The sequence below is a fragment of the Micromonospora sp. NPDC049799 genome, assembly GCF_040656655.1.
Classification (GTDB): Bacteria; Actinomycetota; Actinomycetes; order Mycobacteriales; family Micromonosporaceae; genus Micromonospora.
Genome location: NZ_JBFAMU010000559.1, coordinates 1 through 3,002 on the forward strand (window position 1 = coordinate 1; position 3,002 = coordinate 3,002).

The window sequence follows — 3,002 nt, forward strand, 5'->3', positions numbered from 1 at the left end:
GGCAGACCGGCGCGGGCCGGGTTGAGGGCTTCGCGGCGGCTGCGGAGGAACGCACCCAACTCCCCGTCCATCACCGCTCCAGTCTGCCGTGGCGAGCCGGTGTGTGGGTGGCCCCCGTGGGGCCAGTCTCGCGGCGGCCTCCCGCCGGGCCGGACGCGTCGGCACGATCGGCGGCATGGACAACGCACAGACTGCAGGGCCGGTCCGGATCGGCCTGATCGTGGGAAGCACCCGTCCCGGCCGCCGGGGCGGCGAGGTGGCCCGGTGGGCCGCGAGGGTGGCGCAGGAGCACGACGCCGTACGCCGGGGGGCGGCGACCGTCGCGGTGGTCGACCTCGCCGAGCAGGGCCTGCCGCTGCTCGACGAGCCGGTGCCGGCGATGTTCGGCGACTACCGCAACGCGCACACCCTCCGGTGGAGCGACACCGTCGCCGGGTTCGACGCGTTCGTGTTCGTCACTCCCGAGTACAACCACTCCGTGCCGGCGGCTCTGAAGAACGGCGTCGACTACCTGTACGCCGAGTGGAACGACAAGGCGGCCGGCGTGCTGACGTACGGGGTGCAGGGCGGCACACGGGCGGGCGAACACCTGCGGCAGATCCTGGCCGAGGTGAAGGCGACCGTCGTACCGACGCAGGTGGCCCTGACCGTCTTCACCGACTTCGACTTCTCCGGTGCGGACCCGGGCGACCCGACCGCGCCGGGCCGGATCGCACCGGCGGCCGAGCGGGAGGCGGGGCTCGACCGGATGCTGACCGAGATCGTCGACCGGTCCCGGGAGCGGATCTCCGGCGGGCCGCTCGTCGGGGCCTCGGGACCGGATGCCGCGCGGTGAGCGACGTGACCGCGTACGACTCATGACCGGCCTTTCGTCCCGTCTGTCCCCTTCCGGGGCGGGCGGGGCGGGTTGCCGGCGTGCGGTGCGTGACAGTCGCCCGCTGGTCGCCGGTAGGATTGCCGAGATTCGGCAGGGCCATCTGCCCGCCACGGCTTCCACCAGAGCTGACCGGCACCACCGCGTGCGCCGGCGGGAGCGGGGCGTGCGCGGTGCGGTCGATGCAGACGGCGGGTAGCAACGGAGGTAACAGATGTCCGGCCACTCAAAGTGGGCGACGACCAAGCACAAGAAGGCGGTCATCGACGCCAAGCGCGGCAAGATGTTCGCCAAGCTGATCAAGAACGTCGAGGTCGCCGCGCGGACCGGCGGCGGTGACCCGGCCGGCAACCCGACGCTCTACGACGCCATCCAGAAGGCCAAGAAGAACTCGGTCCCGAACGACAACATCGACCGCGCGGTCAAGCGGGGCTCCGGCCTGGAGGCCGGCGGCGCCGACTGGCAGACGATCATGTACGAGGGCTACGGCCCCAACGGCGTGGCGATGCTGATCGAGTGTCTGACCGACAACCGCAACCGCGCCGCCACCGAGGTGCGGACGGCGCTGACCCGCAACGGCGGCTCGCTCGCCGACGCCGGCTCGGTGTCGTACATGTTCTCCCGCAAGGGCGTGGTGATCGTCCCCAAGACCGGGACCAGCGAGGACGACGTCATGATGGCCGTCCTGGACGCGGGCGCCGAAGAGGTCAACGACCTCGGTGAGGCGTTCGAGGTGGTCTCCGAGCCGACCGACCTGATCCCGGTGCGCACCGCGCTGCAGGACGCCGGCATCGAGTACGAGTCGGCCGAGTCGTCACTGATCCCGAGCGTCAACGTCCCGCTGGACGAGGAGGGCGCCCGGAAGATCTTCAAGCTGATCGACGTCCTGGAGGACTGCGACGACGTGCAGAACGTCTACGCGAACTTCGACGTCAGCGACGAGATCATGGCCGCCGTCGGCTGACGGTCGGGCCACCCCTGCCTGCGGATGGGCCTCCTGGATCACCGATCCGGGAGGCCCATCGACTCGTGGCAGGAAACGCCGAGCAGTGACGGCGCGTCTCGTGCCAGGATGCCTCGGTGTCCGGTCGGGGGTTGAGCTTCGGAGTGGTGGCGGAAGCCTACGAACGGTTCCGGCCCGGGTATCCCGCGGAGCTGTTCGACCTGGTGATGGGCTACGCGGGTCAGCCGGTTCGATGCGCCCTCGAGATCGGTGCGGGCACCGGCAAGGCGACCCGTCTCTTCGCGGAACGGGGAGTCGCGGTCACCGCCACCGATCCGGACCAGGCCATGCTCACCGAGCTGCGCAGGCACGTGCCGGCGAACGTCGACACCGTTCGAGCCGCGTTCGAGGATCTGCGGCCGGGCGGGACCTACGAGCTGGTCTACGCGGCGGCGGCGCTGCACTGGACGAGCCCGGAGGACCGCTGGTCGCGGATGGCCGCCCTGCTGCAACCGGGTGGCGTGTTCGCCTCGTTCGGTGGACCGCTCCGGCTCGCCGACCCGGCGGTGCAGGAGGCCGTCCGCGTGGCTCGGGCCCCCTACCTCCGAAGCGACGAGGTCCCGTCACCCGACGGGACACCTCCGGACCATGAACTGCAGTGGCCGGGCACGGAGCTCCGACGGTCGCGGTGTTTCGCCGATGTCCGGCAGTCCGTGATCGAGCGGCGCCTGACGATGAGCGCCTCGCACTTCGTCGGCCATCTCTCGACCGTCTCGGCGTACCTGGAGCTGTCGCCCCCGGAGCGTGAGCAGGTGTTCAGCCGTATCGAGCGGGTCCTGCCGGAGACGGTCGAGCTTGCCGCCGACATCACCGTCCATCTCGCGCGTCGGCGCGCCGTGCGCTGATTCACCGCCACCGGCCGTGCCGTCACCGCGGCGGGGAGCGGGCCCACCCGACGAAGCGGTGGAACAGCTCCGCCGGGTCAAGGGGGGTCGCCCGCAGCCGCAGCCAGTCGCCGGCCGCCTCGTGCAGCACGGCGCACAGGTACACGGACAGCCCCACCGGGTCGTCGGCGTACTCCGTGCGCAGCGCCAGCTTCGCCGGCTGGCACGGCCAGGGCGCCGCACAGACCCGGCAACGCCACGCCGGTCGCGCCGCCACGTGCCGGCGCGGTCCGCCGCTCAC

The 3,002-nt window shown here is 71.7% G+C and carries 4 protein-coding genes; 3 read left to right on the plus strand and 1 reads right to left on the minus strand.

What is annotated here, in order from left to right; translation table 11 throughout:
• The first annotated feature begins 175 nt into the window (after positions 1–175).
• From AB0I76_RS26295 to AB0I76_RS26305, 3 genes are all read left to right on the plus strand, one after another.
• Positions 176–835 (plus strand): NAD(P)H-dependent oxidoreductase, encoded by a 660-nt coding sequence (locus AB0I76_RS26295; protein WP_357040723.1) that lies wholly within the window; start codon positions 176–178, stop codon positions 833–835.
• Between the two features lie 253 nt (positions 836–1,088).
• Positions 1,089–1,838, plus strand: a complete 750-nt coding sequence (locus tag AB0I76_RS26300) for a YebC/PmpR family DNA-binding transcriptional regulator (protein WP_357040726.1) — start codon at positions 1,089–1,091, stop codon at positions 1,836–1,838.
• A gap of 146 nt (positions 1,839–1,984) precedes the next feature.
• Positions 1,985–2,722, plus strand: a complete 738-nt coding sequence (locus AB0I76_RS26305; protein WP_357040729.1) for a class I SAM-dependent methyltransferase — start codon at positions 1,985–1,987, stop codon at positions 2,720–2,722.
• A gap of 22 nt (positions 2,723–2,744) precedes the next feature.
• Here AB0I76_RS26305 and AB0I76_RS26310 read toward each other — a convergent pair whose 3' ends face one another.
• Positions 2,745–3,002 carry a hypothetical protein gene (locus AB0I76_RS26310; protein ID WP_357040732.1) on the minus strand — a complete coding sequence of 86 codons (258 nt, stop codon included), beginning with the start codon at positions 3,000–3,002 and terminating at the stop codon, positions 2,745–2,747.

Excerpts from the sequence above, each read along its gene's own strand:
- AB0I76_RS26295 (WP_357040723.1), top strand. The coding sequence starts at position 176 with ATGGACAACGCACAGACTGCAGGGCCGGTCCGGATCGGCCTGATCGTG.
- AB0I76_RS26300 (WP_357040726.1), top strand. The coding sequence starts at position 1,089 with ATGTCCGGCCACTCAAAGTGGGCGACGACCAAGCACAAGAAGGCGGTC.